The organism is Parasphingopyxis sp. (genome assembly GCF_052168295.1).
Lineage (GTDB): Bacteria > Pseudomonadota > Alphaproteobacteria > Sphingomonadales > Sphingomonadaceae > Parasphingopyxis.
The window spans coordinates 1-25885 of record NZ_JBQLZN010000003.1 but is presented as its reverse complement, the minus strand read 5'-3'; the positions used below and the strand labels follow the sequence as shown (position 1 = coordinate 25885).

General features: G+C 64.3%; 33 protein-coding genes and 1 riboswitch. Of the genes, 8 read left to right on the top strand and 25 right to left on the bottom strand.

What is annotated here, in order from left to right:
- The 5 genes from ACTS1Z_RS00435 to ACTS1Z_RS00415 all read right to left on the bottom strand — a co-directional run bounded on the left by ACTS1Z_RS00435 (position 1) and on the right by ACTS1Z_RS00415 (position 3200).
- Complete coding sequence (locus ACTS1Z_RS00435) at positions 1–1323, bottom strand: flavin-containing monooxygenase (RefSeq protein WP_442622457.1); 1323 nt, start codon at positions 1321–1323, stop codon at positions 1–3.
- Complete coding sequence (locus tag ACTS1Z_RS00430) at positions 1320–1646, bottom strand: hypothetical protein (RefSeq protein ID WP_442622456.1); 327 nt, start codon at positions 1644–1646, stop codon at positions 1320–1322. Before ACTS1Z_RS00430 ends, ACTS1Z_RS00435 begins: the two co-directional genes overlap by 4 nt.
- A gap of 23 nt (positions 1647–1669) precedes the next feature.
- Positions 1670–2062: an EthD domain-containing protein gene (locus tag ACTS1Z_RS00425; RefSeq protein WP_442622455.1), complete on the bottom strand. Its 393-nt coding sequence runs from the start codon at positions 2060–2062 to the stop codon at positions 1670–1672.
- Between the two features lie 17 nt (positions 2063–2079).
- Complete coding sequence (locus tag ACTS1Z_RS00420) at positions 2080–2541, bottom strand: hypothetical protein (protein ID WP_442622454.1); 462 nt, start codon at positions 2539–2541, stop codon at positions 2080–2082.
- 65 nt (positions 2542–2606) lie between these two features.
- Positions 2607–3200, bottom strand: coding sequence for a hypothetical protein (locus tag ACTS1Z_RS00415; protein WP_442622453.1), 594 nt, complete (start codon positions 3198–3200; stop codon positions 2607–2609).
- 111 nt (positions 3201–3311) lie between these two features.
- Between ACTS1Z_RS00415 and ACTS1Z_RS00410 the strand changes: the two genes are divergently transcribed.
- Positions 3312–3908, top strand: coding sequence for a lysophospholipid acyltransferase family protein (locus ACTS1Z_RS00410; protein ID WP_442622452.1), 597 nt, complete (start codon positions 3312–3314; stop codon positions 3906–3908).
- Positions 3909–3912: 4 nt separating this feature from the next.
- Here the strand turns inward: ACTS1Z_RS00410 and ACTS1Z_RS00405 are convergent, their stop codons facing one another.
- Together ACTS1Z_RS00405 and ACTS1Z_RS00400 are read right to left on the bottom strand one after the other, a co-directional pair.
- Positions 3913–4398, bottom strand: coding sequence for a DUF2505 domain-containing protein (locus tag ACTS1Z_RS00405; protein WP_442622451.1), 486 nt, complete (start codon positions 4396–4398; stop codon positions 3913–3915).
- Between the two features lie 4 nt (positions 4399–4402).
- The gene (locus tag ACTS1Z_RS00400) at positions 4403–5701 is read right to left on the bottom strand and encodes an O-acetylhomoserine aminocarboxypropyltransferase/cysteine synthase family protein (protein ID WP_442622450.1); all 1299 of its coding nucleotides are present in this window, start codon (positions 5699–5701) and stop codon (positions 4403–4405) included.
- A 98-nt stretch (positions 5702–5799) separates the two neighbouring features.
- On the opposite strand from ACTS1Z_RS00400, the gene ACTS1Z_RS00395 reads away from it, so the two are divergent.
- Positions 5800–6024 carry a DUF2945 domain-containing protein gene (locus ACTS1Z_RS00395; RefSeq protein ID WP_442622449.1) on the top strand — a complete coding sequence of 75 codons (225 nt, stop codon included), beginning with the start codon at positions 5800–5802 and terminating at the stop codon, positions 6022–6024.
- Between the two features lie 356 nt (positions 6025–6380).
- Here ACTS1Z_RS00395 and ACTS1Z_RS00390 read toward each other — a convergent pair whose 3' ends face one another.
- Positions 6381–6503 carry a hypothetical protein gene (locus ACTS1Z_RS00390; RefSeq protein WP_442622448.1) on the bottom strand — a complete coding sequence of 41 codons (123 nt, stop codon included), beginning with the start codon at positions 6501–6503 and terminating at the stop codon, positions 6381–6383.
- 9 nt (positions 6504–6512) lie between these two features.
- The gene (locus ACTS1Z_RS00385; RefSeq protein WP_442622447.1) at positions 6513–6755 is read right to left on the bottom strand and encodes a hypothetical protein; all 243 of its coding nucleotides are present in this window, start codon (positions 6753–6755) and stop codon (positions 6513–6515) included.
- Between ACTS1Z_RS00385 and ACTS1Z_RS00380 the strand changes: the two genes are divergently transcribed.
- The 3 genes from ACTS1Z_RS00380 to ACTS1Z_RS00370 all read left to right on the top strand — a co-directional run bounded on the left by ACTS1Z_RS00380 (position 6727) and on the right by ACTS1Z_RS00370 (position 9184).
- Entirely contained in the window at positions 6727–7587 is an 861-nt protein-coding gene (locus ACTS1Z_RS00380; protein ID WP_442622446.1) for a S41 family peptidase, read from the top strand. The genes ACTS1Z_RS00385 and ACTS1Z_RS00380 overlap by 29 nt on opposite strands.
- 72 nt (positions 7588–7659) lie before the next feature.
- Positions 7660–8622: a patatin-like phospholipase family protein gene (locus ACTS1Z_RS00375; protein WP_442622445.1), complete on the top strand. Its 963-nt coding sequence runs from the start codon at positions 7660–7662 to the stop codon at positions 8620–8622.
- Between the two features lie 115 nt (positions 8623–8737).
- The gene (locus ACTS1Z_RS00370; protein WP_442622444.1) at positions 8738–9184 is read left to right on the top strand and encodes a GFA family protein; all 447 of its coding nucleotides are present in this window, start codon (positions 8738–8740) and stop codon (positions 9182–9184) included.
- 57 nt (positions 9185–9241) lie between these two features.
- On the opposite strand, the gene ACTS1Z_RS00365 is transcribed toward ACTS1Z_RS00370, so the two are convergent.
- Positions 9242–9799, bottom strand: coding sequence for a 2'-5' RNA ligase family protein (locus ACTS1Z_RS00365; protein ID WP_442622443.1), 558 nt, complete (start codon positions 9797–9799; stop codon positions 9242–9244).
- Positions 9800–9846: 47 nt separating this feature from the next.
- Here ACTS1Z_RS00365 and ACTS1Z_RS00360 point away from each other — a divergent pair, with 47 nt between their 5' ends.
- Positions 9847–10257 (top strand): globin, encoded by a 411-nt coding sequence (locus ACTS1Z_RS00360; RefSeq protein WP_442622442.1) that lies wholly within the window; start codon positions 9847–9849, stop codon positions 10255–10257.
- 6 nt (positions 10258–10263) lie between these two features.
- Here ACTS1Z_RS00360 and ACTS1Z_RS00355 read toward each other — a convergent pair whose 3' ends face one another.
- The 4 genes from ACTS1Z_RS00355 to ACTS1Z_RS00340 form a co-directional block, all read right to left on the bottom strand.
- Complete coding sequence (locus tag ACTS1Z_RS00355) at positions 10264–10848, bottom strand: DUF427 domain-containing protein (RefSeq protein ID WP_442622441.1); 585 nt, start codon at positions 10846–10848, stop codon at positions 10264–10266.
- A 108-nt stretch (positions 10849–10956) separates the two neighbouring features.
- The gene (locus tag ACTS1Z_RS00350; protein WP_442622440.1) at positions 10957–11349 is read right to left on the bottom strand and encodes a hypothetical protein; all 393 of its coding nucleotides are present in this window, start codon (positions 11347–11349) and stop codon (positions 10957–10959) included.
- A gap of 90 nt (positions 11350–11439) precedes the next feature.
- Positions 11440–11859, bottom strand: coding sequence for a hypothetical protein (locus ACTS1Z_RS00345; RefSeq protein WP_442622439.1), 420 nt, complete (start codon positions 11857–11859; stop codon positions 11440–11442).
- A gap of 24 nt (positions 11860–11883) precedes the next feature.
- Positions 11884–12471, bottom strand: a complete 588-nt coding sequence (locus ACTS1Z_RS00340; RefSeq protein WP_442622438.1) for a hypothetical protein — start codon at positions 12469–12471, stop codon at positions 11884–11886.
- Between the two features lie 218 nt (positions 12472–12689).
- Here ACTS1Z_RS00340 and ACTS1Z_RS00335 point away from each other — a divergent pair, with 218 nt between their 5' ends.
- Positions 12690–13907, top strand: coding sequence for an AIPR family protein (locus ACTS1Z_RS00335; RefSeq protein WP_442622437.1), 1218 nt, complete (start codon positions 12690–12692; stop codon positions 13905–13907).
- Between the two features lie 14 nt (positions 13908–13921).
- On the opposite strand, the gene ACTS1Z_RS00330 is transcribed toward ACTS1Z_RS00335, so the two are convergent.
- From ACTS1Z_RS00330 to thiC, 4 genes are read right to left on the bottom strand one after another with little or no spacing between them, the layout of a single operon-like run.
- The gene (locus tag ACTS1Z_RS00330) at positions 13922–14080 is read right to left on the bottom strand and encodes a hypothetical protein (protein WP_442622436.1); all 159 of its coding nucleotides are present in this window, start codon (positions 14078–14080) and stop codon (positions 13922–13924) included.
- Positions 14081–14311 carry a hypothetical protein gene (locus tag ACTS1Z_RS00325; RefSeq protein ID WP_442622435.1) on the bottom strand — a complete coding sequence of 77 codons (231 nt, stop codon included), beginning with the start codon at positions 14309–14311 and terminating at the stop codon, positions 14081–14083.
- Positions 14312–14338: 27 nt separating this feature from the next.
- The gene (locus ACTS1Z_RS00320) at positions 14339–14812 is read right to left on the bottom strand and encodes a Rid family hydrolase (protein ID WP_442622434.1); all 474 of its coding nucleotides are present in this window, start codon (positions 14810–14812) and stop codon (positions 14339–14341) included.
- Between the two features lie 36 nt (positions 14813–14848).
- Entirely contained in the window at positions 14849–16726 is a 1878-nt protein-coding gene (gene thiC, locus ACTS1Z_RS00315; protein ID WP_442622433.1) for a phosphomethylpyrimidine synthase ThiC, read from the bottom strand.
- 40 nt (positions 16727–16766) lie between these two features.
- Positions 16767–16882, bottom strand: a riboswitch (TPP riboswitch).
- A gap of 105 nt (positions 16883–16987) precedes the next feature.
- On the opposite strand from thiC, the gene ACTS1Z_RS00310 reads away from it, so the two are divergent.
- Positions 16988–19030, top strand: coding sequence for a S9 family peptidase (locus ACTS1Z_RS00310; RefSeq protein ID WP_442622432.1), 2043 nt, complete (start codon positions 16988–16990; stop codon positions 19028–19030).
- A gap of 39 nt (positions 19031–19069) precedes the next feature.
- Here ACTS1Z_RS00310 and ACTS1Z_RS00305 read toward each other — a convergent pair whose 3' ends face one another.
- From ACTS1Z_RS00305 to ACTS1Z_RS00275, 7 genes are all read right to left on the bottom strand, one after another.
- Positions 19070–20215, bottom strand: coding sequence for a serine hydrolase domain-containing protein (locus tag ACTS1Z_RS00305; RefSeq protein ID WP_442622431.1), 1146 nt, complete (start codon positions 20213–20215; stop codon positions 19070–19072).
- A gap of 138 nt (positions 20216–20353) precedes the next feature.
- A complete protein-coding gene (locus tag ACTS1Z_RS00300; RefSeq protein WP_442622430.1) occupies positions 20354–21904 on the bottom strand; it encodes a flavin-containing monooxygenase in 1551 nt (516 codons plus the stop codon).
- A 106-nt stretch (positions 21905–22010) separates the two neighbouring features.
- Positions 22011–22388 (bottom strand): hypothetical protein, encoded by a 378-nt coding sequence (locus ACTS1Z_RS00295; RefSeq protein ID WP_442622429.1) that lies wholly within the window; start codon positions 22386–22388, stop codon positions 22011–22013.
- A gap of 20 nt (positions 22389–22408) precedes the next feature.
- Entirely contained in the window at positions 22409–23056 is a 648-nt protein-coding gene (locus ACTS1Z_RS00290; RefSeq protein ID WP_442622428.1) for a hypothetical protein, read from the bottom strand.
- A gap of 74 nt (positions 23057–23130) precedes the next feature.
- Positions 23131–24249 (bottom strand): DNA polymerase IV, encoded by a 1119-nt coding sequence (gene dinB / locus ACTS1Z_RS00285; protein ID WP_442622427.1) that lies wholly within the window; start codon positions 24247–24249, stop codon positions 23131–23133.
- 37 nt (positions 24250–24286) lie between these two features.
- Positions 24287–25408, bottom strand: coding sequence for a serine hydrolase domain-containing protein (locus tag ACTS1Z_RS00280; protein ID WP_442622426.1), 1122 nt, complete (start codon positions 25406–25408; stop codon positions 24287–24289).
- 7 nt (positions 25409–25415) lie between these two features.
- A partial coding sequence (locus tag ACTS1Z_RS00275; protein WP_442622425.1) for a DUF2141 domain-containing protein occupies positions 25416–25885 on the bottom strand: 470 nt, incomplete at its 5' end.

Below are 25885 nucleotides of genomic sequence, written 5' to 3'. Positions count from 1 at the left end.
CTAGGCGCTAACGGTCTGCCGTCGCCCCGCGCCCCGCCCGATCTCCTTCGCCAAATCCCGGCAATATGTCCCGAAATCGACCTGGATCGTATGGCGCTTCGACGCGTAGAAATGGCCGAGATGGATTTTCTCGTCTTCGACGATCACGCGTTCCATCTCGTCCGCGTCGGGGAAGGCATAGTCGCCGGTCAGCGCAGCCGCGACGAGTTTGCTCTGCTGTTCGGCAAGGTTGACCAGCGTCGGTAGCGGTTGGGCCAGCCCCAGGAAGAACAGATTCTCGTATCCCGGTTTCACCATGCGCTTGTAGAGCGGATAGGCGTTGCCCTTGGGCTGCAGCTCCGGATCGGTGAAGAAGGGGAAGCTGATCTTGTAGCCGGTGGCCCAGATGATCGCGTCGAGCTGCTCGCGGCTGCCATCGGCGAAGATCACGCCGTCGCCGTCGAGCCGGTCGATCGCGCCCTTGGGGATCACATCGCCGCAGCCGACCCGGGCAAGGAATTCTTCCGAAACGGTCGGATGGCCTTCGAGTGGTTCATGGTCGGGTTTGGGGAGGCCATAATCCTCCATCCGGCCGATGCGCTTCTTGATCATGCGCTGGGCGAGCTTGCGGCCGAGCTTTTGCGGCATCCATGCGGGCAGCACCGCCTTGTCCGCCGGCTGGCCGTTCGCGTATTTCGATAGCACCCAGACGCCGCGCCGCATGGACACGAAGAGCTTTTCGGCGATCGGTTTCTGCGACAGCTCGCTCGCAATATCCATCGCCGAATTGCCGCCGCCGACCACCATCACGCGCTTGCCCCGGAAGTCATAGGGCTCGAACGGATCGCAATAGGCGTGGCTATGCATCTGGTGGCCGTCGAACGCGCCCGGATAGTCGGGCGTGCGCGGATCCCAGTGATGGCCGTTTGCAACGATGAGCGCGTCGTAATCGCGGGCTTCGCCGGTCGAGAGCGTAACGCGCCAGCGCCCATCGTCCAGCCGCTCGGCTTTTTCGACGCGCGTGTTGAAGGTGATCGCGTCGCGCAGCCCGAAATGATCGACATAATCGTGAAAATATTGGAGCATCTGCGCATGGTGCGGGAAATCGGGCCAGTCCTCGGGCACCGGATAATCCTCGAACGCCAGGCGATATTTGGATGTGTCGATATGGAGGCTCTGATAGCAGGCCGACATGCCGTTCGGGTTTTTATAATACCAGTTGCCGCCGATATCGTCGGACGCTTCGAACTGGTCGTAGGTCAGGCCATGATCCTTCAGCCGCTTAGCCATGGTGAAGCCCGAACAGCCCGCGCCGATGATGCAGATGGATGGCGGCTCGTTCATGCGAGGCGCACCAGTCCGGTGAACAGGCCGGCCGCGACGACGATGGCGAGACTCCGCCATTTCCATGCCTTTGGGGCGTGGCGGATCGTGATACCCCAGGCGAGAGACCAAAGCGCGACACCGCCCAGCACCCAGCCGATAACGAAGCCGATGCTTTGCGCGCTGTTCGTCACGCCGGTGTCACTGCCCTGCGCGCCGAAAAGGGCGGCCGCCAGCAACAGGCAGACGACGAGCGTCGCGGCCTTCGGATAGCTTTTCTTCGCCTCTAGTTCGTCGGGTTCAGCGGCAAGCGGTTCGGGAACGGGTCTGACGGTTTCTCGCATGGTCTCTCCTGTCGCGGCGGCGCTCAGCCCTGTTTTGCGCTCGCTGCGCCGACCACCACATTCTCCTCTCCGAAGAAGAGCCGCGACTGGGAGAAATCGATGAAATTGGCTTCGTCCTCGGCAAGGATCGCGCCGTGGCGCGCGCCCTCTTCGGTCTGCGTGGCGGCGACCAGTGCCTCGATACTGTCATACCAGAGCTCGGCGACGCCATCATAATCCGCCGGGTCTAGCCCGCGCGTTTCGCGGACCAGCGCGTCGAGCGGCGTATCGACGCTGTGCGACTGGACGTAGCGGCGGATGCCGAGCGCGTCGGCCGCGGCATGGACGAGCGGCGCGTGCGTTTCGCGCCAATAGGCTTGAAAAGCCTCGCGCGTGAGATCGGAACGGCGGGTCAGGCAGTAGGTGAGTTTCAGCATGGCCCGAATGTTAGCGGTCAATGATCGTGATCGCCATGGGGACCGTAGGAGAATTCGCCGATAACGATGCTCGCGATTTCGAACGGCCAGCGGCCTGCAATGATCCGCTCGCCGATCGGCACCGCGCTTGAAGGCACGCTGCCATAGCCGCCATTGCCGTTGCGGTCGGCCAGCGCGTCGAAATAGAGGATCTCGTCCGTGCCATTCTCCATCTCGAGCCAGGTTTCGCCAGCATCGGTGTAGAGCACCGCGCGCACTTCGCCGGGCGCGAGCGGCGTCGCCAGCGCCTCCTCTCCGCGATGGCGGACGAGCAGCAGCTGATGGGTGAAGCCCTCGGCAAAACCGAATACGACGCCCTCGCCCGGCACGAGCGCGATGGAATCGACCTCCATGTCCGGATCGGTGACTTCCTGCGCCGCCGCGGCCGTGAGCGGGATTGCGGCGCACGCCAACGCGAGCAGGATCGGAATCAGGCGCATCGGCATCTCCCCCGGGCTTGCCTCTGACCGTCCGAGTCTAGCAGTTGTGCCGCGAAAAGTCTCTGCTACTCGGCGACGCGGGTCAGGGTCGTGCGGTTGCGGGTGATCCATTCGTCGGCGCCGTCATTCGCCGGATCGACCTCCTTCAGCGTGATGACCGTATCCCCGTCGCGCACGGTCGTCTCGCGGATCCGCGCCGGTTCGCCGCCGTCCGTGCCCTCGGTGGTCGCGATCATCGTCCAGCTATCGGCCGCGTCCGCGCTTTCGAGGGTCAGTGCATAAGTGGCGAGTTCGGCCGGGCGGCCCGCACGGAAGGTGCCGACATATTCGGCGGCATTCTCGGGATCGAACATCGCGGTCGACACGATGCGGACACTGCCGACCGCGGGGCCGTCGTCATAATCGGACTTGCGGATGATCGTCACGCCGTCGCCCGCATCCTCGATCGTCACGTCCATCGGCAGGCCGAACCATTCGCCGGACTGATAATCGAGATAGGCGAGTTCGCCTTCCCAAGTACCGGCGAGCGCGAGGCGCAGGCTCGCGATATCGAGCGACGCTTCGGCTACGCCGGCCTCGCCTGCCGCAGGTTCGTCCGCCCATGCTGCGGTCCCGAGGGTGAGCAGTGTTGCAGCAAAAGCCGCAGCATAAATCTTCATCGTATATCGCCTTCTTTCGCCCAGCATCGGGTTCGTCTTAATGGTTCCGCGCGTGCGCGCAACGCGGAATGGCCGTGGCCAAGACCGTGCGTTTCGTGCAGAGCGCTGGCGATGGATTCGCGCCGCTCAGATGGTCCGCCACGGATGGGCCTGCTCGCCCGCTTCGTGCGCGCGATCCTCCTGTTCATCTATCGCCGTCACAATTTCACAGCCGTCGGCACGCCGCCGGATGAGAAGCGCTTCGTCATCATCGCCGTACCGCATACGAGCAACTGGGATTTTCCCAACTATATCGGCCTCACGCACGAACTGGGGCTGACCACGCATTTCATGGCGAAAGCCTCGCTGTTCAAATGGCCGATCGGCAGGTTCATGCGCCAAGTCGGCGGCGTGCCTGTCGAGCGCAGCGCCAATCGCGACATGGTGCAGCAGATGGTCGAGGAGTTTGCGCGGCGCGACGAGTTCGTGCTGACCGTGGCGCCCGAAGGGACGCGTCAGAAAGTCGCCGGCTGGCGCACGGGCTTTTACCGGATCGCGCATGGCGCGGGTGTGCCGATCGTCTGTGGCTTCATGGATTACAAGACCAGGCGCGCCGGCGTCGGGCCGGTGATCGTGCCGACCGGCGATTACGAGGCGGACATGGCGCCCGCCTTCGCATTCTATCGCGACATGCTCGGCAAGCGCGGGCCGGGAACCGATCCGGTCTAGCGCCTCAGCTATGCTCGGCGATATAGGCGAATTCGGCGGCAATCTTCGCGTCGGAATCGGTGATCATCAGCTTCTCGATCTTGCCGCCCATCAGCGGGATCGCGCAGCGCGCTTCCATCGTCGCATCGCAGCGGCAGCCTGAGCCATTGGGGCTGAGCACCGTTTCGCCCTGCATCGACGCCGGCATGCCGACCGGTTCTACCGCGACGTCCGCCGTGTAGCGCCCGCCCGCTTCGCTGCGCCAGCGCTCGGTCTGGCGCACGCGCTGGCTGTCGCCGACCGCGGCCTGAAGCGGCCCCGACACCTTGACCGGCACTGTGCGCTCGATCGTGACGATGGTTTCGCCGTCCGCCTCGCTGACATCGATTTCGATATCGCGCGATCCCAGCGCCTCGAGCTTGGCGCGGACGAAGTCCGGATCGGTGAAGGCGGCATAGACCGTATCGACGCTTTGCGCGAAATCATGGGCGTGGTGGCTTTTGCGTCCCATCGCGTCAGGCCCCCGCCGCCGTCAGCGCCTGGTCGATATCGGCGATGATATCGTCGACATGTTCGAGCCCGATCGAAAGGCGCACATAGCCCGGCGACACGCCGGTCGCCATCTGCTCCTCGGCCGCGAGCTGGCTGTGCGTGGTCGAGGCCGGATGGATGGCGAGGCTGCGCGCATCGCCGATATTGGCGACATGATAGAGCAGCTCAAGCGCGTCGATGAAGGCCTTGCCGGCATCCACGCCGCCCGCAAGCTCGAAGCCCAGCAGGCCGCCGAGTCCGCCGGTGAGCACGGCCTCGGCGCGCGCCTTCTGTTCGCCCTCCAGCAGAGAAGGATGGATAACGCGCGTAACGCCGTCGCGGCCCGTGAGCCAGTCGGCGACCGCTTGGGTGTTTTCGCAATGCTTCGGCATGCGCAGCGGCAGCGTTTCGAGGCCCTGCAGGAACTGGAAGGCGTTCATCGGGCTCATCGCGGCGCCGAGATCGCGCAGCAGCACGGTGCGCGCGCGCAGGATATAGGCGATCGGGCCGAGCGGGGCCGCAGCCTCGGTCCAGACCGCCCCGTGATAGCTTGGGTCGGCGGTGTTGAGCAGCGGCTGGCGCTCGGCATGCGCGGCCCAGTCGAAATTGCCGCCATCGACGATCAGTCCGCCGATCGAAGTCCCGTGCCCGCCGATATATTTGGTCGTCGAATAGACGATGATCGCCGCGCCATGGTCGAACGGCCGGGCGATGAGCGGCGCGGCCGTATTGTCGACGATGAGCGGGATGCCCATCGGCCGCCCCGCCGCCGCGATATCGGCCATCGGGCATACGACGAGTTTGGGATTGGGCAGCGTCTCGACATACCAGGCGCGCGTCCTGTCGTTGCTCGCATCGACGAAAGCCTGCGGATCGGCTGGATCGACGAAGCGCGTCTCGATGCCCAGATCCTTCAGCGTGTTGGCGAACAGGTTGTAGGTGCCGCCGTAAAGATCGGTGCCGCTGACGATATTATCGCCCGACCGCGCCAGATTCTGCACCGCATAGGCCGAGGCCGCCTGGCCCGAGGCGACGGCGAGGGCCGCTGCGCCGCCCTCGATCGCGGCCATCCGCTCCTCGAGTATCGCCGTCGTCGGATTGCCGATGCGGGTATAGATGTTGCCGAGTTCGGAGAGCGCGAAGAGGTTGGCGGCATGTTCGGTGCTGTCGAACTGGTAACTCGTCGTCTGGAAGATCGGCGGGGCGACCGAACCGGTGCCCGGATCGGCGCGCCATCCGGCGTGCAGCGCCAGCGTTTCCGGGTGCAGTCTCTTCTCCGCCATCGGCGCCTCCATCATGAGCCGGACGGTCCATCCGCCGGCGCGCAACCAACTGCCCCGTCCGTACGTTGACGGCACACGCAAATACAGGAGAATCTGCCATGTCGAACAGTTTTCAGACCGATCAATATGTCGAATGGGATTGGGGCCAGGGTACGGCCAAGGGCCAGATCGCCGAGCGTTTCGAGCGCGAAGTGACGCGCACGATCGACGGCACCGAGGTGACGCGCGACGGATCGGAAGACAATCCGGCCTATCTGATCAAGCAGGACGATGGCGACGAGGTGCTGAAGCTCGGCTCGGAGCTGCGCGCGGCGAACGGCTGACGAACCGTCTTGCGCGCCGCTCATCTGCGGTTCAAATTGTCCCGGCTAGGTGCTGACCGGCACTAACGCATTGCGAAGAGGGGGTATGCCATCCGGAAACCGGGAAAGATCGGCGTCGCACTGAGCGCGCTGGCGCTGCTCGCATCCTGCGGCGGTGGCGGCGGAAACGGGGGCAGCGGCGGGACGCCGTCTCCGCCCATCGCCGGGCCGGCACCTCCGCCCCCGCCCCCGTCGACCAACGCCTGCTCCACGCTGGAGCGTCAGCGCTGGGCCGAGGCGCAGATCGACGAATGGTATCTGTTTCCCGAAACGCTGCCCGCGAATCGCGATCCGTCGGGCTTCGCGACCGTCACCGCCTATATCGACAGCCTGACCGCGACGGCGCGCGCCCAGGGCCGCGACCGTTTCTTCACCTTCCTGACGTCGATCGCCGAGGAAAATGCCTTCTTCCAGCAGGGCGCGAACGCCGGCTTCGGCATCCGCCTCGCCTATGACAGCGCCAATCGGCGCCTGTTCGTCTCGGAGGCGTTCGAAGGCGCGCCGGCGCTGGCCGCGAATATCGATCGCGGCACGGAGATTCTTGCCATCGGCACGAGTAGCGCGGACCTGCGCAGCGTCAGCGACATCGCCGCATCCGGTGGTTCGGCCGCACTGACCGAGGCGCTCGGCCCCTCCTCGGCGGGGGTCAGCCGCACGCTCGAGGTGACCGACAGCGCGAACGGCACGCGCACGCTGTCGCTCACCAAGGCCGATTTCGATCTCGATCCCGTATCGCCGCGCTATGGCGCGCAAGTGCTGGCCGACGGCGGACGCGAGGTCGGCTACATAAACCTGCGCACCTTCATCGAGACGGCCGATCCGGCGCTGACCGCCGCGTTCGACGATTTCAGGGCGCGCGGCATCACCGAGTTCATCGTCGATTTCCGCTACAATGGCGGTGGGCTGGTGAGCACGGCCGAACTGATGGGCGACCTGCTGGGCGGGAACCGGGCCAACGACATATTCTCGCGTCTCGTCTACCGGGCGAGCAAATCGCAATTCAACTCGGTCAACCGCATCGCCCCGCGGCCGGAATCGGTGGCGCCGACGCGCATCGCCTTTATCAGCACCGGCGCGACGGCGTCGGCCAGCGAGCTCGTGATCAACGCCTTCATTCCGTTTCTGGGGCCGGACCTCGCGCTGATCGGCAGCGATACGTTCGGCAAACCCGTCGGGCAGATCGCGGAGGATCGGCCGCAATGCGACGACCGGCTCCGCATCGTCGCTTTCGCGTCGGAGAATTCCGCCGGGGATGCCGATTATTTCGACGGTCTCGCCGGCACGGTCGGTGCGACCTGCGCCGCGGGCGACGACATCGCTTTCCCGCTCGGCGATCCGCGCGAGAATTCGGTAGCCCGCGCGCTCGATTTTCTTGCCGGGCGGAGTTGCCAGCCGATCAGCGCGACGAGCGTTGCGCCGGGTGCCGAGGCGGGCCAGGCCGAAGCGCTCCAGCTGCGGCAACGCACGATGCTGATGCCCAGCCGTCCCAATCCGGCACAGATCAATTCGCCCGGAATCTTCTAAAGGGGCGAAACGGGGCGGGAACGCGCCGGACGGATTTGGGACGACTCGGCCCTGCCATGATAGTCTCCGCCGATGTCCGGCGGTCTTGCTCTTGTCTTGTCGGGCGGCGGCGCGAAGGGCGCGTTCCAGGTCGGCGTGCTCGAGGAGCTGATCGTCCATCGCGGCGTGCGCCCCGATATCGTCGTCGGCGTGTCGACGGGCGCGATCCAGGCGCTCGGGACCGCGCAGGACGATGTTCCCGGCATGGTCGAGCAGTGGCTCGGCATCCGCGGCAATCGCGATATCTACCGCAAGAAGTTCCTCGGCGTGGTCGGCGGGATTCTCGGCGCGGATTCGCTCTATAACGCCAAGCCGCTGCGCCGGCTGATCGAAGATTTCGCCGATGAGGAGAAATTGCGTGCGAGCGGGATCAACATGCTGCTCGGCGTCGTCAATCTCGGCACCGGCCAGTTCCGCACGATAGACGAGACCGTGCCGGGCATCGCCAACTGGGTCTATGCGAGTTCGGCGATGCCCGTCTTTTTCGAGCCGCTGGTGACGCAGGCGGCAGACGGCACGAAGGAACAATGGGTCGATGGCGGGGTGCGCGACGTGACACCGCTTTCGGCCGCGCTCGCGCAGAAGCCGCGCGGCGTAATCGTCGTGCGTGCATCGCCCAAACCCGGTGTGGGCGAGCCCCGTATCTTCCCGGACCTGATCCGTATCGGCTTGCGTGCGGTCGATATCCTGCAGTCCGAGGTGTCGATCAACGACACGGCGATTGCGACGCTGATCAACGACCTGATCGCCGCGCGCGAGGCGCAGTTCAAGGAACTGGACGCGCAGGGCATCGGCGGCGAGGAGGCCGCCGCGATCCTCCGTCCTCTCGACATGCAGATTGCCGATTATTGCTTCGCCCCGATCCGCGTGATCGAGCCGGACCGCGAATTTTCCGATACGCTCGAATTCGATCCGGCCAAGATCCGCGCGGCCATCGCCGCCGGGCGCGCGGCCGTCGAGCGCGAATGGACAGCGCTCGAACCGCTGATCGCCTGAGGCGCGGTCGGCCGATATCCGTTTCGCGGCAGCGGAAGACATTGTCAGTTGACGCGCCTCCTCGCTGCGCCTGATATCGCTCTTCGAGTGTGACACGGATCGGGAGACAACAGCGATGAACGCGGAGTCCGAAGCGAACGAATTGCAAGGCCAGTGCCTGTGCGGCGCGGTGACGGTAAAGGCGACGCCCGCGCGGTCGCATATCGAGGCGTGCCATTGCGATATGTGCCGCCGCTGGGGCGGGATTGCCTTTGTCGGCGTGCAATGCGGCCAGAATGTCGAATTTTCCGGCGACGAGCACATCGCGCGCTACGCTTCGTCCGACTGGGCCGAACGGGGTTTCTGCAAGCAATGCGGCACCAACCTCTTCTACCGCTTCGTGCCCGCCGACAATTATTCGCTGCTCGCCGGGCTGTTCGCCGATACGGACGATCTGACGCTCGGCGAACAGATCTTCATCGACGAAAAGCCCGGCTGGTACGACTTCGCGCAGGATACGCCGAAAAAGACCGGCGCCGAGGTGATCGCCGAAGCGAAGGCAGCCGGGTTCAGCTTCGATTGAGCGTGGCGGGGACGGTTGTGCCAGCCGCTTGCCGTCGCTCCGACCCTGCATGCTATATCAATCGAACAGCTCGCCTTGCCGCGCGATCAATGGCCATCTGCCGAGCTCGATATGCCGCGTTTTGCCGACCACGCTATGGATCAACACGAAGTCCCGCGCTTCCCAGACGATGGGCCGTATCGACCGTGTCGCCGGTCGCGATACTCTGTATCGCAGGGTGACATGCGGACTAAATTTCCAGCCAATCCGCCTTATGCCAAGGCGTGTCATCGGGCCGTTCAAAGCTTCGTACAGCATCTGCAATTCGGCCGACTTTCTCTCCGGCCGCAGCGCGATGGAGCGTTCCGATCCGCTCAACCGGCCGAGCGCAATTCGCACCGGCGGCGAGCGAACCGCGGCCCCGATCTCCATCATCGAGTCGGCGATCATCTCCGGGAAGGCGACAAAATCATTCGTGATGGCGACCGTCATATGGAGGCGGTCTTTGAGGACGGGCGTTCCGCCCAGCCCCAATTCGCGGTTGTACGTGTCGATTTGCTGCCGCGCTTGGGCTGACGGCAGGATTGCAAAAAGGAAGCGATGCAGTACCGAGATCGAATCGAGAGGCCGAGACATATGTTCACTATATGTTCTTATAGCGCCGATGTCGAATCCGGCGCGTCATGACAGGCGAGCCCATAGCGACTGACGATAGCGCCGCGATGGCGGCGCTGCTCGATGCGGCGGGTGAAGCGGGCGTGGATATCGTGCCCATCGTCTTCGACCGTTTCTTCGCCGAATTTCCCGAGGCGCGCGATCTCTTCCCGCATGTCGAGGCGGCGGCCGGGCGGATGGTCAACGAAACGCTCGAGGCGCTGCTCGGGCTCGCCGAAGACGCCTGGTGGGTCGAGACCACGATCGTCAATTTCGTCGATCTCCACCGCAATTATGGCGACATAGCGCCCGCGCAATGGGACGCCTGGGTGGATATGACGGTCGATGTCCTGGCGGACGCCGCCGGCTCCGATGCGCCCGGCGAGGCGGCGTGGCGGCGGCAGGCGGAGCGGCTGAAGGCGATGATCGCGGCGCAATAGCGCGCGTCACCAGCCGCCCGTGCCCGGCCCGCCCTTGATCGGCCCCTTGATCCGGTCCGTCACCCAACCGCCGTAGAAATTCCCCGGCTGCGGCCGCGCCCGCTCCTCACCGATGAAACAATCGAGTTTCCCTGCGTAGAAGCCGAACCAGCCGGCAATTTCCGCGTAGCCCTCCTCCAGATCGTCGAACGGATCGGGATAGTTCCACGCGGCCTCCGCGATGCGCTCCCCGCCCGGCAGCGCGAGATCGTAATAGAGCGTCGCGCCCTTCCATTCGCACACGGTCAGCCGGCCCGTATCCTCGAGCCATTCGGTCCGCACGTCTTCGGGCCGGATATAGGGCACGGGCGCCCCGGCAGTTTCCTTCACCTCCAGCGCGCAATCGCTCTCGGCGATCACCGTATCGCCCAGCATCACGCGGACCGGACCGGGCACCGGCGCGATGATCGGCGGGCGCGGATAGTCCCACACCGATTCCTCGCCTTCGCCCACCGGCTCGACGCCCGGCGGGCGGAAGCTGCGGTCCCAATTGTCGCGATAGGGTTTCGCGCGGGCGAGCAGGGCGGCTTTGTCGGGCAGCGGGGTCGGCATCGCGCGATCGCAGCAGCCTCGCGCCTACATTGCAAGGCCAGTCCCAACGATAAGGAGCGCATGGCGGGCATCGCTGCCGCGCCATGCGCCCCGCCCCCTAACCGGTCTTCAGGACGAAACGACTTCGATGCGTCCTTCGTAGACATAGACGGTGACATAGGCCCGGCCGCCCCGGATCGCCGCGGCCGTCTGCCCGTCGACATAGCCGTTGCTGACCCAGCCCGGGATCAGCGCGCGCGAGGCGGAGGAGAGGAACATGTCCTCATACTGGTCTCCCGCATCCGCCCGGCCGAAACGGTGCATATTGGCCCGGTCCTGCCGCAGGATCGCGCCGACCGAGCTGAGGCGATTGCCGCTGCTGTTCACCGTGTCCTGCGGGCTGATGACCGTCCGGTAGACGCCGATCGGATCGTCATGCATGCCCCAATCGTCGCCGGCCTGCGCCGCCATGGGCATTGCCGCCGCCGCCATCGCCGCCATCGCCAAAACCGTCTTCTTCATTTTCCGTCTCCCCGTTGATCTGGTGAAAGCGGTATGGGGGTTTCGGCCCCGGCGATCTGTGGCGCGGATCACAGCCTGGGCGGTTTGCCGCTACAGAAATTCGTCGAACAGCTCGAGCAGCCCGCCCAGCACGAAGACCGGCGTCACCAGCCACAGCATGATCTTGCGGACCTGCAGATCGACCCGCCCGGTCCGGAAGCGGCGAATGCCGAATATGATGCCGACTAGGCCGAATATGCCGATCAGCGAGAGCAGGGCGAGGATCGCATAAGCCATCGCCCGGCTGCCGTTGAAACTCTCGCCCGTCGGATCGAACATCAGCGGGGTCAGGATCCACGCGAGCACCGCCATTCCGACGGCGAGGCCGAGGCCGATGACGATGCTCACCCCGCCATTGATGCGCGCCGAACGCATCGTCACCGTCGCGCCGCCGCAATACTCGCAGGTCTCCGCCGCGCCCCTGTATGGGTTCGCGCAATCCGGCGCCGCGCAAATCCTGTCTTCGCCCATGATCACGCCTCCTGTCGCCGCCGACTATAGGTCGACCGGGTCGGAAAGCGCAGTGCTGCGCAGCACAGGCGGACCGGATGGCGGATCGGTTGACACCGAAGCGCCCTTTTGCGGCGTGTGACCTTCCGCCCGGGCGGCGCGCCGGTGCGTGCTGTCGAGCACGCGGTCGGCATGGGCGAGGGCGCCGCGAAGCGCTGAATTGTGGGCTTTCCGCTCGGTACCGATATAGCGCCCGCCGCGCAGCACGGGGCGCAGCATGCCATGTGCGATACGATGCGCGCGCATGGCAGGTGTGACCTTCCGCGCGGGCCGCCGAGACGTACCCCGCCCCGTTTCCGCATCGCCCATTATCGCATCCCACGCCGCGCAAAATCCTTCCGCCCCCGCTTTCCGGCGCAATCGATAGGCGCTCTCCCGGCTCATGCCGACCTTGCGCGCCGCCCGCTTCACGCACCGCGTCTCGGCCAGATAGCCGAGGAATGCGGCCTGCCGCCCCGGCGTCCACCCGTCGCGGCGGGCGCGGACGGGCACGGGCGTGAACGAGGGGATTCGGGAGGTGCGGCGGGCCTTGTCGGCCGGAGCTTTAGCGTAGGCTGAGGTGGGGCGCTTCATGTGCGGAGAGCATCATGGACGCTCCTACATTGCAAGCGGATAGAATGCGCCGGGTTTAGCGAGCTACAGTAACAGATTTCGCACTATATTACAGGGCGTTATCTGATTTTACTTGCAAAAAGCGAATATTTATGGTATAATAATGGTGTCGGATCGCATTCTGCGTGAAACGGTTTCACCGCGGGTTACGGCGGCCGACAGGAAAAAGGAAAGTAACTATGTCGAACACGTCAAACGACGTGCGCGGTCGTGAAACGCGCATCTCCTATCAGCTCATCCGTAACGTCACCTCGCCTGAAGAGAAGGATAACGGGGTCCAGACTTACGTCGCTAATATTCCGGCGACGGAGCTTAAGAAGCTTGGAACCGAGGACAATCTTCGAACTTATATCCCCGAACACAGTGCGAAGCGGCGCAATGCGGTGCACAAAGCGATTGAGCGTACGATAGTCGAAGAGCCCACAAGGTTTATTAACCGCAACTCCGGCGTGACAATTGCTTGTTCCAAAGCGAATGTTAATGATAGCGCAAGCACTATAGCGATGGTCGGCGCTAGCATTATTAATGGCGCGCAAACTCAAGGCGAGATATTGAGGTATCTCGCTGAGCTCGATAGCGATGATCAGTCTTTGCTGGAACCGAACTTCAACGTTCGAGCCGAGATAATCATTGATCCTGAACATTCATCCATTGTCGAAACCGCTATAGCTAGAAACACGGCAACACGTGTGCAGGAGATCTCTCAGGCGGGCGCTCGCGGTCACCTGAACGACCTTCGGGATGCCATGAAAGCGAAATTGGGCGTGAACATTCGCATGTCGGAAACGGACACCGATGTCGTCGAAACCATGCAAGTGCTGCAGTACGCCCGCCTGCTTATGCCCTCATGGGTATCCGGCAACGAAAACTCAGCAGAACTTCTTCGCCCATACAAAAACCGCGCGCAGTGTCTTGAGGACTTTTCCGAATGGTGGTTTGCCAAGGACAAGGCGCCAACCGCAGAGGAGCGTGCCACGGCCCAAACCAAATATGACTTTGTCATCCAGTTGGCTCCGGTCGCGTGGCGTGAGTATAAATATTGGGAAGGCCATAGCGGCTGGAACAACAAGTACATCTGGGAGCAGACACAAAAGGGCGGTCGCGTCGTGCGTCGCGATAAAAACGGCAAGATTGTCTGGGTTTCTCCGGGGATCGTATTTCCTGTTATGAAGTCGCTATCCGCCTTTGTTGATCAGGATGCCAATGGAAAGTGGCGGCTTCAGAAGCCCTCACTTTTTAAGCCCGACGATATGATCCGCCGTGCGGTAGCACAGTTTCGAGCTCACGATTCCAACCCGATGGACATGGGTCGCAGCGAGAGTGCGTACGAGGCGCTGCTGACGTATCCGGAAACAATTGTCGAGGTTATGAAAAGTGCGGAAAGCGAGGCGGCATAACACAACAGGGGGCGCTAGTGCGCCCCCTTTTTTTCCGCCTCGAGGTAGAGATTTCCCCCCTCCTCGCGAAACTTCTCGCTCATCTCCGCCATACCCTTTTCGGCATCCTCGGCCTCGCCGCTCACAGCCATAAACTCTTCCGCGCCGCTATCCGGCTCGTCGCCGTCCCGCACTCACGCCGCTTCGGGCTCCAATTTGCGGGGCGTTGCCACAAAGGGCCGGTCGTCGAGATCGCGCAGGCTGCTCGCGATGCGGGTGCGGTCGCTGATCAGCCGGATAAATTGGGCATCGCAGCCCGAGATCGGCGTCGGATAATCGGCGATTTCCTGCAGGAGGAGCGACAGCGCGCTTTGCAGTTCCGTGCGTGCGCGCTCCAGCGCCTCTTCATAGGGTAGCTGCGTCATGCTCGTCTCCTTCTGTTGCGGCCCCGCTTATTCCTCGGGTTCGGCATCGCTGACACGCGCGACGATCTTTATTTCCACCAGCCCGGAATCGGGGAGCAGGCGGTCGATGTCGATCGCGGTCCAGGCCGGGAAGGGGGCGGTGATGTGGCGGTGTTTGACTTCCGCGAAAAGGTCAATCTGCGCGGGCAGGTCGGTGTGGTACGTGGTGATGTCCAGAACATCGTCAAGGCTCGATCCTGCGCGTTCGAGGATGGAGGCGATATAGCGCCAGGCATTGTCGTAGGCCTCTTCCTCGCTCAGCGTGCCGCCGCGCGTGCCCGCGACCACGCCCGAGAGATAGACCGTATCACCATGCACGACCGCTTCGGAAAAACCGAAGCGTTCCAGCATGGCGCGCGCCTGCTCGTCTTCGGGCATGATCGTGCGGACCGGCTCTTGCGCCGCAATGGGTGCCGCCAGACACGACACGGCAAGGGCGGCGGCTATGGTCTTCCAGATCATTGTGCATCCTCCGCTTTCACATACAGATCGCCTCCGCTATTCCGCGGCTGGAACATAGAGCTTCCCGCCCTCCTCTTTGAACTTCTCGCTCATCTCTTCCATGCCAAGCTCGGCCGCATCGGGTTTCACGTCATCCGCATTCCCGAGCACGCCGTTCGGGTTGTTCGCCGCAAACTCCCTGACCTCCTGACTGATCTTCATCGAGCAAAACTTCGGCCCGCACATCGAGCAGAAATGCGCGGTCTTTGCGCCTTCGGCGGGCAGGGTCTGGTCGTGGAAATCCTCGGCCGTGTCGGGGTCGAGGGAGAGGTTGAACTGGTCGCGCCAGCGGAATTCGAAGCGGGCTTTCGATAGCGCATCGTCGCGGACCTGGGCGGCGGGGTGGCCTTTGGCGAGGTCGGCGGCGTGGGCGGCGAGCTTGTAGGTGACGACGCCGACTTTCACATCGTCCCGGTCGGGCAGGCCGAGATGCTCTTTTGGCGTCACGTAACAAAGCATCGCCGTGCCGTACCAGCCGATCTGGGCGGCGCCGATGCCGCTCGTGATATGGTCGTAGCCGGGGGCGATGTCCGTAGTTAACGGCCCGAGCGTGTAGAAGGGCGCTTCGCCGCAGGCTTCGAGCTGCTTCTCCATATTCTCCTTGATCTTGTGCATCGGCACATGGCCGGGGCCCTCGATCATCACCTGCACATCCTGGTCCCAGGCGACCTTGGTCAGCTCGCCCAGCGTGTAGAGCTCGGCGAACTGGGCTTCGTCATTGGCGTCGTAGATCGAGCCGGGGCGCAGGCCGTCGCCGAGGCTGAAGGCGATGTCGTACGCCTTCATGATCTCGCAGATGTCCGAGAATCGCTCGTAGAGGAAGCTCTCCTTGTGATGCGCGAGGCACCATTTCGCCATGATCGATCCGCCGCGCGAAACGATGCCCGTCATCCGGTCCGCGGCCATGGGGACGTAGGGGAGGCGCACGCCGGCATGGATGGTGAAATAATCGACGCCCTGCTCGGCCTGTTCGATCAGCGTGTCGGCGAAGATTTCCCAGGTCAGGTCTTCGGCGACGCCGCCGACCTTTTCGAGCGCCTGGTAGATCGGCACCGTGCCAATGGGCACCGGGCTATTGCGCAAAATCCATTCGCGGGTGTCGTGGATGTTGCGGCCGGTCGAGAGGTCCATGACCGTGTCCGCGCCCCAGCGGATCGCCCAGACCATCTTGTCGACTTCGCTGGCGACATCGGACGCGACGGCCGAGTTGCCTATGTTCGCGTTGACCTTGACGAGGAAGTTGCGGCCGATCGCCATCGGCTCGCTCTCGGGATGGTTGATATTGTTGGGGATGATCGCGCGGCCGCGGGCGACCTCGTCGCGGACGAATTCGGGGGTGACATAGTCTGGCAGCGCCGCGCCGAAGCTCTGGCCCTCGGCGAGCTTGGTACGCGCCTGTTCGGCATTGAACGCGCGCCCGAGATTTTCGCGCTCGGCGACATATTCCATTTCGGGCGTGATGATGCCTTTGCGCGCATAGTGCATCTGGGTGACGTTCGCGCCGTCTTTAGCGCGCAAGGGACGCTTCACGACATTCGGGAAGGGGTCGACGCCGCCGGACCGGTCCGGGCCGAGCTGGCCGTTATCTTCGGGCTTGGTCTCGCGTGCGTCATAGCTTTCGACATCGCCGCGCGCCATGATCCAGTCGCGCCGCATTGCGGGAAGGCCCGCCATGATATCGATATGCGCTTCGGGATCGGTATAGGGGCCGGACGTGTCATAGACGCGGACCGGCGGTTCGTCGCCTTCCAGATGAATCTCGCGCATCGCGACGCGCACGCCGCTGCCGGACTGGCAGGCGACGTGGATTTTCTTGCTGCCGCGAATGGGGCCGGTGGTCACGCCGATTTCGGTGCGGGCGGGGATATCTGCCATGGTCGTCTCTCCATCTAGTCGGAGAGGGTCTGCGGATTTCGGGTGAAGACCGCTCCCTCCCTCCGCCGGTGTCAGCCGGATCAGGTTCTGCGGGTCGCGAGCCCTCTAACTCTCGCCTCTCAACCGCATATGGGTGCGGTCCCCCGGGGATGGATGGACGATAGGCGAAACAAATGCCGCTGTCATGGATTTTCGATGTGACCGGTGCCAAAAGGCCGGGCACAAGCGCCCGATGACGGGAATATGACAGGAGAATGTCCGTTGAAGAAATCGATCGCCCTTTTTGCCAGTGTTACTGCCCTCGCGACCGCGCCCGCGCTCGCCCGGCCGATGACGCCCGAAGACGTAACGCGGCTCGCCGATGTCGGCGGGATCGCCGTGTCGCCGGACGGGACGCGCATCGCCTTCGGCCTGAACCAGCTGCCGGACATTCTTTCGGGCGAGGAGAACGGGACGACGGATACGACGCTGCATGTGGCGACCGCGGCCAATGTCGCGCAGGAATTCCTGCCCGAGGGCATGGACGTGAGCGGCATCCGCTTTTCGCCGGACGGGCGGATGGTGACCTTCCTGTGGAAGCCCGAGGGCGATGATACGCACACCGCGCTGTACGGAATCCCGGTTGCGGGCGGCAGCCATCGCGAGCTCGCCGCGGTCGAGGGCGCGGACATCCGCAGCTATGAATGGGCGCCGGACGGGCGGACCGTCTATGCGATCGTCGCCGCCGCAGAGGATGCGGCGAGGACGCGCGAGAACGAGGCCGGCTTCAACGCGATCATCTATCAGGAGGAACAGCGCTTCAACCGCCTCTTCGCGCTGACGCCGAACGCGCCCGAAGGCGCCACGCCGCGCGAGATCACGGTCGACGGGCATGTGACCCAGGTGCAGGTTGCCCCGGACGGGACATGGCTTGCGCTGCGCCGGGCGCCGACGACTTTGGTCGATGACAGCTTCACCCAGCAGCGCGTCGTGATCGTCGACAGCGACGATGGCGATGTCCGCACGACCATCGAAACGCCGGGCAAGATCGACGATTTCGAGATCTCGCCCGACGGGTCGGTGATGTCGCTGATCGCCGCGGTCGACCAGCACGATCCCGCGCCGACGACGCTGCACATGGTGAACCCGGCGACCGGCACCTTCACCGCCGTCAACGCTGGCGCGGCCGAGGCGGTCGTCGATACCGAATGGCTGGCCGATGGCCGGCTCGCGACGATCGTCCATGTCGGCGCGCAGAGCGAGCTGCGCTTTTACGATACGAGCGGCACGGTGACGGCGACCGTCGATCCGGGCGCGCTGATCCTGCGGCGGATAGACGCGGCGGGCAACCGGCTGGCCGCCGTCGCCGATGCGCCGCAGCATCCGAGCGAGCTGTTCCTGCTCGACGGGAGCAGCTTCGTGCGCTGGACGAGCCACAATCCCTGGCTCGCCGATATCGATATGGGCGCGCAGCGCACCATGACCTACCAGTCGCGCGACGGCCATACGATCGAAGGCATCGTGATCGAGCCGGTCGGCGGCGCGCCGGCTGGCGGTGCGCCCACCATCCTCACCGTGCATGGCGGGCCCGAAGCGCATTATTCGAACGGCTGGCTGACCCGCTATTCGATGGCCGGGCAGGTCGGCGCGGGCCGCGGCTATGCGGTCTTCTACCCCAATTATCGCGGCAGCACCGCCTATGGCACGGACTTTTCCAAGCTCCACCAGGGCGATTATGCGGGCGGCGAGTTCAACGATCTCGTCGACGGCATCCAGGCGCTGGGCGCGGAAGGGCTCGTCGATCTCGACCGGGTCGGGATCACGGGCGGTTCCTATGGCGGCTATGCGACGGCCTGGGGCGCGACCGCGCTGACCGAACATTTCGCCGCGGCCGTGATGTTCGTCGGCATCTCGAACCAGATTTCGAAGTTCGGCACGGGCGATATTCCGATGGAGATGTATCTCGTCCATTCGCGCGCCTGGCCCTGGGACGACTGGCAGGCGATGCTGGAAGTGAGCCCGATCTTCCACGCGGGCCAGTCGCAGACGCCAACGCTGATCCTGCACGGCCAGGACGATCCGCGCGTCGATGCCGGGCAGAGCTTCGAGCTCTACAACGCGCTCAAGATCCGCACCGACACGCCGACGCGTCTCATCCTCTATCCGGGCGAGGGCCATGGCAACCAGCGGGCCGCGGCGCGGTATGACTATAATATCCGCCTGATGCGCTGGATGGATCACTATCTGACCGGCCCCGGCGGCGAGCCGCCCGAGCCGCGCTTCACGCTGCCGGAAGGTACGGTAGGAACTGCGGCGAGCGAATAGCGTTTCGGCCGTAGCCGCGCCGCCTTATCTGGCGTCGCCCTATTCGGCGGCGCCAAATGGCTGCTCGGGCCGCTCGATCTCAACGAATTCGTGCCGAATGCCGAGGCGGGCAGCGATTTCATAGAAGACATGGTCACCGTTGGCCCCGTTGGCGAAAGCGACGAACCCATAGCCCCTGTCGGGCGAGAAGACGGTCAGCGACCGCTCGCCCGCATTGGCGCCCGAATGCGCGACGAGCGTCTCGTCGCCATAGTCGTAAACATACCAGCCGAGACCGAAGCCCATATGATCGGGGCACGCCTCCGGCACCGCTTCGCGTTCGAGGCAGGAGTCCCTTTGTTCGCGCGAGATGGCATATCGCGCGGCCGCCAGCTCTTCCGACACCTCCTGATCGTTCATGACCCCGACAATGAAGCGGGCATAATCCCGGGCATTGGTGTGCACCTCGCCCGCTCCGAGCGGTTCGTCCCGCGCCGTGGGCTCGCGCCACTCGCCATCCGGGAAATAGCGCCAGGCCATGCGGCCCTCGAACCAGTCCCGGCGGACGAGCGACGTATCCGTCATCCCGAGCGGCGAGAGGAGCAGTTCTTCGGCGATATCCTCGAATTGCCGGCCGAGCTTGGCTTCGACGAAGCGCACCAGATACTGCATCCCCTCGCCCGAATAGCGGGTGCTCGCACCCGGATCGGACTGGAAGACGAGGACATCGTCGGTCAGGTACCGCCAGTTGGGAAGACCGGTCTGGTGCGTCAGGACATGACGGGGCGTCAGCAACTGCGCCCTCGGATCGTCGGCGATATCCGGATCGAGCCAATGACTTGCCATAGGTTCGTCCAGCGAAATGCTGCCCTCTGCGGCCAGGCGCAACACGATCTCGGCCGTGATGGGCTTGCCCAGCGAAGCCGTGTCATAGAGTGTTTCGGCGTCGGCGGGTTGCGACGGGCCCTGCTGGCCGAACGTGCCAGACCAGACGATCTGCCTGTTCTCAATCCATGCCACGGAGACGCTCGGCGTATCGTACCGTTCGAGCCATTCGACGATCTGCGATTCGAGTTCCGCATAGGATGCCGATCGCGGCGCGGAAGTCGTGTTGGTCGGGTCCTGGGCCGTCGCGCCGGCCCCGGTCGAACCGGCGAGGAGGGACAAGACGGCTATAAGCGTGCGGCATATTTCCGGTCTGATCATCGGCACCTCCCATGAAACGAACGTTTAATTACGTCATATGTCGTGTTCATGGCGAAATAGATCGTTCGGCCCTGTTGTCAATGACATATGGTGCGCGAACGGGCACGGACCGTCGTTTGCGACGGGTGCTGAGCCGGCTTATTCGGCGGCGGTGGCGGCCTCGGTTCTGGCATCCTCGGGAGCATCCGCTGGCGTATAAACGAATTCCGCGCCCTCGAGATCGATCGCGGGGATGATGTCGCACTCGGTCCAATAGTCCTGCGTGTGGCGCCATTCGGGCTTGTCGCCGGCCTTGGGCAGCAGGTGCATGTCACGCATCAGGTAATTGGGATTGAAATCCTCGGGGTCGACCCAGGGGCCGATCGTCATGTCCGCATCTTCGGGGCGCAGCGCGACCTCGACGCGGGCGGCACCGGTCGCGTCCATATGGTTGAGCAGGCCGCAGACGAAATCGGACACGATGTCGACCCGCAAGGTCCAGCTCGCGCGGAAATAGCCGAAGATCCAGACCATGTTCGGCACGCCGGTGAACATCATGCCGCGATAGGTGATGGTTTCGGGCCAGCTGACCGGCTCGCCGTCGACGCTGAACGGGATATCGCCGAGCACCGAGAGGTTGAAGCCGGTCGCCGTGACGATGATGTCTGCTTCGATTTCCTCGCCCGAGTCCAACAGCACGCCCTTCTCCGTGAAGCGGTCGATCGTGTCGGTCACGACGCTGGCCTTGCCGCTCGCGATGCCCTGGAACAGGTCGCCATCGGGGACGAAGGCGAGCCGCTGCTGCCACGGCCGATATTTGGGCGTGAAATGCGTTTCGATATCGAAATCCTCGCCCAGAAATTCGCGCACGCCCGCAAGCAGCTCTTCCTTCACGACTTCGGGTTCGGTCTTGCAGCGGCTTGTCGTCTGGAGCTGGTCGAACAGGATCTTCTTGCGGACGATCGGGTGGATGATCTCCTCGTCGATCTCGATCTCGCGCAGCGTGTCGGCCAGCTCGTTGGCGTTGGGCGCGGGCCAGAAATAGGTCGGCGAGCGCTGGAGCAGCGTGACATGCGCCACCTCTTCGGCAATCGCGGGGACGAGCGTCGCCGCCGTCGCGCCCGAACCGATGACGAGCACGCGCTTGTTCTTGAGGTCGGCATCCTCGGGCCAGAGCTGCGGATGAATGATCTCGCCGGCGAAATCGTCCATGCCCTCCCATTCGGGCGTGTAGGGCTTTTCGTGATTGTAATAGCCCTGGCACATCCAGAGGAAATTGGCGGTGAAGCTCTTGCGTTCGCCCGTCTCGTTTTCGGTCGCCTCTATCGTCCAGAGATTGTCGGCGCGCGAGAAATGCGCGGCCGTGATCGTGTGGCCGTAGCGGATATGCGGGTCGATCCCGTTCTCCTCAATCACTTCGCCCATATATTTGAGGATCTCCTCGGCGCTCGCGATCGGCGCGGAGGTCCAGGGCTTGAAGCGATAGCCGAACGTATAGAGATCGCTGTCCGAGCGGATGCCCGGATAGGTGTGCGTCACCCAGGTGCCGCCGAACGTGTCTTTCTTTTCGAGGATCAAGAAGCTCTTGCCCGGGCACTGGTTTTTCAGGTGCCAGGCCGCGCCGATCCCCGAAATGCCCGCGCCGACGACGAGCACGTCGACATGGGTGGCTTCGTCCCGAACGTCCGCATTCTGGCTCGGCATATCCATCTCAACTCTCCCTCAATGCTGCACTTTTGCTGCGCAGCATGGCGAGCCGCATTGACTTGAGTCAAATGCGATGGCCGATTGTAAGGCGCGATGCGCTGCGGCGCGTTTAGCTTGGCTTGGCGCGCAAACCCGCGATCGCATAAAGCGCCGCGGCGGCGAGCAGCGTCCCGCTGCCGATAAAGGGCCCGACAGCGCTGTAGATCAGCGCCGCATCGGCCGCGAGGAGCAGGGCGCAGCCGAACAGCAGCACGCGGAGCGCGGCGAGCCCGAACCATGCGGCGGCAAACAGCCCGATGGCGATGGCGAACCAGTGGATCGATGGGAAAAGCCAGATGGTCGGGATGGCCGTGGCGAAGAAGGACCGGTCGCCGAGCCCGTCGACCCAGGCCGAGATTTCGGCAAATCCGGTGTAGTGCAACGCGGCGGTGCCCGCCAATATCAGGCTGCCCGTTGCGACAAGAGCGATGGTGCCGCTGCGTTTCATCGCGTCCTCTCCGTCCGCCTCTACAGGTCTTCCTCGTACCAGCCGGTCTCGTTGCACTCGAACACGCTGCCGCCGTTGCCCTCGGCGTCGACGAACGCGGCGAGCCCGTAATAGTCGTACATGACGCCGTCCTCGCCGAGCGTCGTGCGCCGCATGCTGCCATCCGCATTGACCGGATAGCCGGCCTCGGCAAGCGCCGCGGTTACGGCTTCGACCGGCGCTTCGAAATGCACGCGCATGGCCGTCGGCATATCGGTGCGCGGCAGGAATTTGTACGATACGGCATCGACGGGCAGCCCGAGCCAGGATCCAGCCAGTCCGACATAAATCGTAAACCGGTCTTCGCCGGGTTGGGGCAGGATGACGCTCGGATAGACGGTCACCCCTTCCACTTCGAATTGGGGGTTCGAGATCGGTTCCAACTCCATCTCGTCTTCGAACCGGAAACTGTCTTCGAGCAGCATCGTCCGGCCCGCATCGGTCAGGAAATTGCAGTTTTCGGCGTTGTCGGTGGTCAGGATAGCGTCGAGACCCGCGGCTTCGGCCTCGGATGTCGCGGTCTCCGTGCCGGCACTTTCGGATGGCTGTGCTTCCGCCTCGTTCGCCTGTCCCGAACAGGCCGCCAATATCGCTATTCCGGCCAGCGCCGCGCCCGACTTCATCCGCATCTGCAATTCCCCCTTTTTTGTGATTGCTATCGGATGAATCGAAATTCCGGCCGGAAGTCAACACGCTGGCGACCTCACAGCTCGAGCCCGAGCTGCGCCGGTTGATCGTCATCCTCCGCGCTATCCTCTTTCTCCCCGAAACCCGACATGGTCAGGCCCAGCAGGCGCACGCCGCGCGGGTCGGGGACCAGCGTGTCGAGCAGTTCCACGCCGATGGCGAGTAGCGCATCGCGGCTCGCGACGGGTGCGGGCAGAGAGCGGGCGCGGGTCGGAGTCTCGAAATCGGCATAGCGCAATTTCAGCGTGACCGTGCGCCCGAAGCTCTCCGACTTTTCTGCGCGCTGCCAGACCGTGTCGGCGATCTCTTCGAGCTTGGCGATCATCGCGTCGCGATCGTGCAAATCCTCGCCATAGGTGCGTTCGGCGCCCAAGGATTTGCGGATGCGGTTGGGCTTGACCTGGCGGTCATCGATGCCGCGCGCGGCGCGATAATAATAGCTGGCGCTCTTGCCGAAATGGGCCTGGAGAAACTCCAGGCTCTGCGCGCGCAGGTCCGCGCCCGTTTCGATGCCGAGCCGCTGCATCTTCTCCGCCGTCTTCGGCCCCACGCCATGGAAACGGCGCACGGGGAGGCGCGCGACGAATTTCGGCCCCTGTTTCGGCGTCACCACGCAGATGCCGTCGGGCTTGTTCTGGTCGGAGGCGATCTTGGCGAGGAACTTGTTGTACGAGACGCCGGCCGAACAGGTGAGCCCGGTGGCGTCCTTTACCCGCGCGCGGATTTCCTCGGCGATGGCGGTAGCGGTCGGCAGTTTGCGATAGGCGCTGACGTCGAGATAGGCCTCGTCTAGCGACAGCGGTTCGACGAGATCGGTATAGCTTCTGAAGATGCCGCGGATCTGGTTGGAGACGGCACGGTAGATATCGAAGCGGGCGCGCACGAAAATGAGGTCCGGACAGCGGCGCTTCGCCGTGACGGAGGGCATCGCCGAGCGCACGCCATATTCGCGTGCCTCGTAGGAAGCCGCCGCGACGACGCCGCGCCCGCTCGACCCGCCGACCGCCACCGGCTTTCCCCGCAATTCGGGATTGTCCCGCTGTTCGACCGACGCGTAAAAGGCATCCATATCGATATGGATGATCTTGCGCGGTGGCGTATCGGCCTTGGGTTCATCGGGCGGCGGATCGGCCATGCTGCGGTTCCTAGTCAGGGCGCGGCAGGAGTCCAGATCAGGGAGCGATGGCGGGGCTCGCCGTGCAGGGCGGGCGGGCCTCGCAATCCGCCAGCAGGGCGGGGAGAATGTGCGTGTTGATCAGGTCCGCCGTCAGGTCGTGCATGTCGCGGTCGTTATAGTTGGTCGCGAGGATCGTGACGACGGCGTCGAGTTCGGGGAACAGCGCGACCTTGTTGCCGCCATTGCCGGACATCATCAGCGCCGAATAGTCGCGCTCGGCGTCCGGCGCCCGGAAATTGGCGAACCACCAGAGATAGCCATAGGCCTGGCCCGGCGTCGCCCCGACGCGCGGGCGGAAGAGGCCGCGCACCCAGTCCCGCGAGACGAGCTGCGCGTCGCCCCGCGCACCGCCGTTAAGCACGAGCCGGCCGAGCGCGGTGAAATCGCGGACGCGCAGGCTGAGCTGGCCGCCGGTCTGCACCACGCCTTCGGGCGCGCGTCGCCATTCGGGATCGACGATGGCCAGCGGATCGAACAGGCGGCGTTGCACATAGTCTTCGAACGGCTGGCCCACGGCCCGTTCGACGACGCCGCCCAGAAGGAAGACGCCGGCCGTGCAATAGGAAAAGCGGCCCTGCCCGCTCTCCTCGTGGCGGTGATAGTCGGGGTCGACCGGGATATCGAGCGCGAAGCGGGTCCAGTCGCGCGTATCGTACATCCGTTCCTCATTGCCCGGGCTCGCCATCGTCCAGTCGTTGCAATCGAACGCGGACGACATGGTCAGCGCATCATGCAGCGTGATCGCGCGTTTTTCCGGTCCATCATGCGCGATCGGTTCGTGGTCGGTGAAGAAGGAGAGCAGCGGCAGTTGGACATTCGCGATCGCGCCGTCATCGATTGCCATGCCGAGCGCGAGTGCGGTGATCGACTTGCCGGCCGAGCGTGCGTCGATCGGGGATTCCGGTCCGCTGCGCCGGTAATAATCCTCGAACAGGATTTCGCCGCCCCGCTCGACCATGATCCCCTCGATCCGGCGATAGTCCCGATCTTCGATTTCGGCGACCATGGCATCGAGGGCGAGCCGGTCGATCTGGGGCGGGGCGCTGTCGGCGCAGGCGGGCGCATACGTAAAAAGCGCCGCGCTCAGGGCGGCGGCACGGATCAGGCGGGCGCGCATATTGCGGCTAGAGGAAGTAGCGCATCCGGATGCTCTGGACATCGCCATGCGGGCTCAGCCGGAAGCGTGCCGAAGAGAAGCGCGGCGGGCCGAAAGAAAAGCGCGGATTGCGCGAAAAGCCGATGCCCTCACGCGGGATACCGGCGAAACGGTCGAGCCGCGAATTGCCGTTCTCGTCGTGCAGGATGGCGATCGCGTAATCGCCCGATGGCAGGTTGGCGAAACGCACCGAGCGCGTCTCGGCGACGCGGAAGCTTTCCCGGGTCGCCGCCGGATCGTTCTCGCAATCGGGAAAATGCTCGGCGTCGCGCGTTACGCAGATATGGAGCAGGCCGTTGTTCGACCGCAAATCCTCTACATTGACTTCAAGCTGACCGCTCGGGCTGACCCCGCCGAGCAGAAGGAATGCCGCCGCTGCCGCGCCGGCTTTCGCCGTCGAAGCTGCCCAGCCCCGTGTCCGTCCGGCAGAGCCGGTCC